Genomic DNA, 5697 nt, shown 5'->3' with positions numbered 1-5697 from the left:
TAATGTTTGGGTTTACTTCTCATATTTGCTAAGTTAATAACTAGCAAGCATATTCTCTCATCTTTGTGTCCAGTCTAATATAGGAAGTCCATTGCGATAATTGTCCACTTATCATTATTCGGTTGAGTAAAGATCAAAGTTGGGATTCCAATATTTTCATCTTTCAAATGCTTGGAATAATATTCCTTCTTTTCATTTGTCAGATTGTCGTAATATGATGAGTATTTTGATGGAAGATCTTGTTGTTTAGCTTTCCATTTTAATCTACCTACGATATATTCATCAGTTTTTACCATCCATTTTTCGAATTGGGTACAACGTGTTTGTATAAGATTAGTTGCGTGTTTTAAGCACCTGATTTAGCAAATACAAACCGAATAGAAAATCCGCGAGGATTTTCGTAAGTAAGCTTGAACTAGCAATTAATTTTATACGGTGTTGTAAAACGTTATTTATTTTCAGTTTCTATTTTTATATGATTCAATACTCGTTTATGTATTCTGTGAATTATAAAGTCAGACCAAGTTTTCCAGTAAATTTCTGGTGTAATATCTACTTTGTACCAAGTCGTTCCTTCTAATTCCGTTTTATTTTCTCCGATTTTGGTCAGTTTAAATTGACCTTTATATGACTTGAAATAGCCATCTAAATGTGGTGGATGAATTTCCCAAAATGGATTAAATTCATTCATAGGAATTGGTTGTTCTTTTACGTCAAATTGTAATAAATTCGGTTCGTTCCAAGTTGTTATTGGCTCTACAAAACTTCCAGTTGTAAAATTACAATATCTTATTGCTCCAATTCCAGTTCCTTTAATTGTTGCGTCTGTCGGATATGAAATTCCAGTTTTAAATATCCAGTCAGTAGGTTCGTCTATTTTGTCAAAAGTCACAACGTTTTTCCAAACATTCTCAATATTTGAGTTAACAATAACTTTCGTTCTAACAGGAATTAAGTTTTCAGGTTCATTTACATAGTCGAAACTCATTGAACTTACGCAAATGATAAAAAGTCCAATTGTTGTATTTGTCGGATTTATCCACTTTCCAGAGTTTGCTTTAAATCCTAAATAAGAGCCAAGCCAAACTAATAAAGCAATTAATGGTAAAGACATTGCAATACAAATCATTCCTTCAATTGCGAAAATTAAAAGTCCAACTAAAACAATTCCGAGTGTTAGAAAACTTAATTTATAACTCGCTTTTTTACTTATTTCAGACAATTTCCCATTAATAAAAGGTGGAAGAAATCCAATTATAAATGGAATAACAAGAAATACAGTCCAACCATATTCTTTAAAAATTCCAATTTCTATATATCCTAAAATCGCAGATACGATTAGAGTGATTAAAATTGAAAATATTTTTGGATTTTTCTTCATTTGCAGGATTTCGTTCTAATGTTTTACAACGGTTGGGCTATGATTTCGTTGCGTAAAAATCCGCGAGGATTTTCCGCCGTAAACCGAAGATAGCAAATTTGCGAGGACTTGCCGAGATGAAAGTCAGAAGCAATGAACTATAGCCGTTGTTGTGCCCAGTAATTTTATTCAAATTTTGATTTCAAAAAAGCCATTAACCCTAAATAATTATCTCCGCCACCACAAGTCCGATATAGAATATTTAAGTTGGAGTCCATGATGATAAAAGTGGGATAGCATTCAATTCTTAAACCGCCAATAATTGGAGATGACATATCTCCAGATTTCGGTTTTCCTTTTATTATCCCATTGTACCAATTCATTTGATTGGTTTTGGTATATTCTAATACGGGTTTTGGGTCCAATTCAAATGCCAAACTCGCAAATTGAATATGGTCGCTATACTTTTGATGTAAATTGACTAATTCAGGGGTGAGTTCTTTGCAAGGTGCGCACCAAGTGCCCCAAAAATCTAATAACAGAAAACCTTTTTCCTTTGCTAAATTTTTAAGTGTTATAGTATCTCCCTTTAGGTCATTGATTACATAATTTTTTGAAATATCATTTGTTCTGAATCCATAAATGAACTCCAAATTGTTAATTTCATCGATTATCAATTTTGGAGGATAAAAAGACAAACTGTCTATTCTATAATATTTATTATCTAATTTTACAGTATCCCTTGGTTTATACTTTGCAAATAATTGATGATTTGGAGGATAAAATTTGGTGTTTGCATTTTTAAAAATGATTTCATCTCCAAACAGGCCTTTATTAACACCCACGCCATATTCTTTATTGTTAGCTCTAAATGTCCCATACAAAAAGTCATGTTTTAATGCTGCCAATTGTAAACTATGTTTGAATTTTTCTTCGTCAGTTTCTTTCTTGTAAGTAAAGTAATCGGGAGCGGGTAAAAATTGTAAATAAGTTTCCTGATTATGAAAATTATCTCCTGATAGTTTTGTTACTTCTATCCTTTTGATGTTGAATGAGTCCCTGTAATTTTCGTTGTGAGTAATACTTTTGCTAAACTCCACTAATTCATCATCACTAAAATTTTTGTTACTATTACTGTCTATAATGTAATATTGTTTGCCTTTGTTGAAACCACTCAGAGCATAAATTTTAGTTAAGGTTGAATCGGAGTTTTGCTTTTTTAGTTTACCTTCTTTAATAGCGTTTTTTACATCTCTGGAACTGACAGTATTTAAATACATTACAAAACAACTGTCCTTGTTTACAAACCCTTTAAATTCATCTTTTATTGAATCCAAAAACATTAACGGTAACATTGATTTAGAAAAGGGATTGTCAATTTTATTAACATTTAGGTCTACGATTATTTCAGAAGATTTTTTTTCTTTTTTACCACAAGAAATTATAATCAATAAAACTCCAAGAAGGAATATGTTAGTTTTCATTTAATCGGTTTTTGTTTTTATTGGGCACAACGGTTACGTATAAGAATAGTGCGGTTTTGTGACCGAGGATTTTCCGCAGGAAAATCAGAGTGACCAAAAGGGCACTAACCTTTAGATTTAGGATTAAACTTAAGCATTATTTTTATACAATGTTGGTAGCAGTTTTTAATTGATTTTTTCAGGTCTTTTTGCTGGGAAACTTAAATCTCTGTGACCACCTACGCATAGCCATTTATCATCTTGATAAACAAGCATCTCCGACCACCTCAAAATAGCGTCATCATAAATATCACCAGTTTGCCATCCAGAATCAGTTTCTGAACCAATCCATTCAAACTTTTCATTAGAAGTAAAGTGAACAATTGCAGCATCTCCTAATGGTGAAATCTTGATTTCTTCAAGTACGAGCTCCATTTTCATTACGGTTTCATTACCTTTTGCCTCCTCCCAATAAATTTTATAAGATTCATTGTCTATTAGTTCATTTGAAGATGTTGACCATCTTTTCCAATCTGGGTGCTGGGTCTGCATATAGGATTCCAAGTCATTATCCCTCCATGCATAAAATCGCTTTTCAATAACTGCCCAAACCTCTTTCTTTAGTTCATCCTCATTTATTTCTTGTGTCTTCTTTTCCGCAGACTGGTCACAGGAAATAGTAATGATTGCAATTATAAAAAATGTGAATATTTTTTTCATTTTATCTAGTTTTAATTGCTACCAACGGTCTTGTGTATGGCTCGTTGCGGAAAATCAGCTATGATTTTCCGCCGTAACAGAAAGATAGCAAATTGCAATGAATTCCGATTAGGAATTCAGCCGCAATGAGCTATACACGGTGTTGTGCAACGTTTTTCATTTCACGTTCAAAATCGCATACAAAGTTTTGTAAAATTCAGATGGTCTTTCATACATTGGAAAATGTCCACATTCGTTTATCCAATGAATGTTGGCTTTTGGTATGTCTTGTTTTAATTCATACGAAAAGAAGCCGACAACATCTTGTCTTCCAGAAATTACATCAATTTGTCCTTCATAATTATTTAATGATTTTGAAACATCGTAATTCTTAAATATGTCTTGTAAAAGTAAACTTGCTGTTTTACTGTTATTATCTGAACTGATTTTTTGAAATAAGCTATCTGGAATTGGGTTTGCAAAAATATAAGCTCGTCTGGATAATTTCTTTGATTCAATAATTTCTAAAGAGTCTGCTTCTTTTTTAGCAATCAGTTCATTCAGTTGATTTAGTCGTTCTTCTTCTTTAAAGCTTCTTGTATGTGTGCGATTCGTAAATAGTACATTAAATCCATTTTCCGCATTTTTATGTGGTCCAGGTGCAACTAAAATTAGATGGTTCACACTATTGGGGAATTCAGACGCAAAATTCATAGCTAGCATTCCGCCCCAAGAATGTCCAAGTATAATTGACTTTTTAATTTTTAGACTATCCATTAATGTTTTAATGTCTTTGGTAACAGTATTAATAGTAACAGTTGTTGAGTCAAAGGGAATCGGAATTGATTTACCAGTCCCTCTTTGTTCAAGTAAAATACTTCTATATTTCGGGCTTATTGTTTCTGCAAGACCTTCTAATTGATTATATGAATTTCCGGGTCCACCAGTCAAAATAATAATTGGTGGTAAGTTTTTTGAACCATATTCGTGATAGTGAAGAAATCCATTTTCATATTTTATGGAATCCGCTATTTGTGCATTACCATATTGAGTAAACAACAATAAAAAAGCTATGAAAAGTAAGGTTGAAATGTTGTTTCTAATTTTCATCAGATGTTGTTTTTAATGTTGCACAACGGTCTCGGCTATGAGTAGTTGCGTGGGTTAGCACCTAACTTTACAAGTACACACCAAACTGAAAATCCGCTAGGATTTTCAGAAGAAGGTGAGACCAAGCAATTACTTATAGCCATTGTTGTGGTTAGTTATTTTCTTTAGATTTAAAATAGTCCTTTATTATTTTCTTGCTTTTTTCAGAGATTTCTTCGTTGTCCGAAACAAACACTTCTTTTTCAAAGTATTTATAATGGTCAATAATCGTTAAAGAAGACGAGTCTTTATTAATTTTTTCTTTTTGTAATATTTTCTCTTCAATTTGTCCTTTTACAATTTGTTTTCCAGTTTTGAGTCCAAAAATCCCAAAAAACGGTTTCAAAGTTCCATCACTAAATGTATCTTTTTTAATGGTATTATCGGCATATTTATTTTCAATAATTACAGATAAAAATCGCTCATCGACATTTTTAAAATTACTGACATAGTTTTTTACAAATGCTATATTTTTACCCAAAACAATAGTGTCTGGAATTTCAAGTTCAAAATAAGTGCTTGGTTCCATTTTCAGCTTTCCATTATTGTCAAATACTAAACTTTGATTTTTGTAAATGGTGTCATTTCCTTTTGGTTTCCATTCAATTTTTTCTTTTAGTGTTCCGTTTTCTCTGAAGTAAGTCCACCAACCATCTTGCAAACCATTTTTTACGAGTCCTTTTTCTTTTATCATACCATTTTCATAATAGTAAAAAAGCGTGTCAATTGGTTCTCCATTTTTAAAGAGCGATAACGATTTTAAATTCCCATTCGGATAATGTTCTCCACCATAACCAGAAAAAGTAGAGTCGGTTTTAGAATCATCAAATTCCACTTTAACTAACTGTCCATTATATTCCTGAAAGATTTCTTTTTTTTCCGATTTACAATTGAAAAGTAGTAGTAAAATTAATATGTATGTTAGTTTCTTCATAATTAACCACAACGGTCTCGTATAACCGTCAGTTACGGGATTAAAGTTACTAATTTTCGGTTAAGCGCTGACGTTAGCAATTCCGAGTGGAT

Annotated in this window: 5 protein-coding genes; all 5 read right to left on the bottom strand. The window is 31.9% G+C overall.

Annotated features, from left to right (window positions below):
* Positions 1-448: 448 nt before the first annotated feature.
* The 5 genes from K7G79_RS14530 to K7G79_RS14510 all read right to left on the bottom strand — a co-directional run bounded on the left by K7G79_RS14530 (position 449) and on the right by K7G79_RS14510 (position 5605).
* Positions 449-1381, bottom strand: coding sequence for a hypothetical protein (locus K7G79_RS14530; protein WP_223552321.1), 933 nt, complete (start codon positions 1379-1381; stop codon positions 449-451).
* A 164-nt stretch (positions 1382-1545) separates the two neighbouring features.
* Positions 1546-2844: a TlpA disulfide reductase family protein gene (locus K7G79_RS14525; RefSeq protein ID WP_223552320.1), complete on the bottom strand. Its 1299-nt coding sequence runs from the start codon at positions 2842-2844 to the stop codon at positions 1546-1548.
* A gap of 165 nt (positions 2845-3009) precedes the next feature.
* Positions 3010-3543: a hypothetical protein gene (locus K7G79_RS14520; RefSeq protein WP_223552319.1), complete on the bottom strand. Its 534-nt coding sequence runs from the start codon at positions 3541-3543 to the stop codon at positions 3010-3012.
* A 156-nt stretch (positions 3544-3699) separates the two neighbouring features.
* Positions 3700-4632 (bottom strand): alpha/beta hydrolase, encoded by a 933-nt coding sequence (locus tag K7G79_RS14515; protein ID WP_223552318.1) that lies wholly within the window; start codon positions 4630-4632, stop codon positions 3700-3702.
* Positions 4633-4783: 151 nt separating this feature from the next.
* A complete protein-coding gene (locus K7G79_RS14510) occupies positions 4784-5605 on the bottom strand; it encodes a toxin-antitoxin system YwqK family antitoxin (RefSeq protein ID WP_223552317.1) in 822 nt (273 codons plus the stop codon).
* Between the last annotated feature and the right edge of the window lie 92 nt (positions 5606-5697).

It is taken from the genome of Aestuariivivens sp. NBU2969, from assembly GCF_019931125.1.
Lineage (GTDB): Bacteria > Bacteroidota > Bacteroidia > Flavobacteriales > Flavobacteriaceae > Aestuariivivens > Aestuariivivens marinum.
Note: the sequence above shows the minus strand (reverse complement) of the source record. Positions and strands in the feature narration are given on the sequence as shown.

Coding starts and splice junctions, on each gene's coding strand:
- K7G79_RS14530 (WP_223552321.1), bottom strand. CDS start 1,381: ATGAAGAAAAATCCAAAAATATTTTCAATTTTAATCACTCTAATCGTA.
- K7G79_RS14525 (WP_223552320.1), bottom strand. CDS start 2,844: ATGAAAACTAACATATTCCTTCTTGGAGTTTTATTGATTATAATTTCT.
- K7G79_RS14515 (WP_223552318.1), bottom strand. CDS start 4,632: ATGAAAATTAGAAACAACATTTCAACCTTACTTTTCATAGCTTTTTTA.
- K7G79_RS14510 (WP_223552317.1), bottom strand. CDS start 5,605: ATGAAGAAACTAACATACATATTAATTTTACTACTACTTTTCAATTGT.
- K7G79_RS14520 (WP_223552319.1), bottom strand. CDS start 3,543: ATGAAAAAAATATTCACATTTTTTATAATTGCAATCATTACTATTTCC.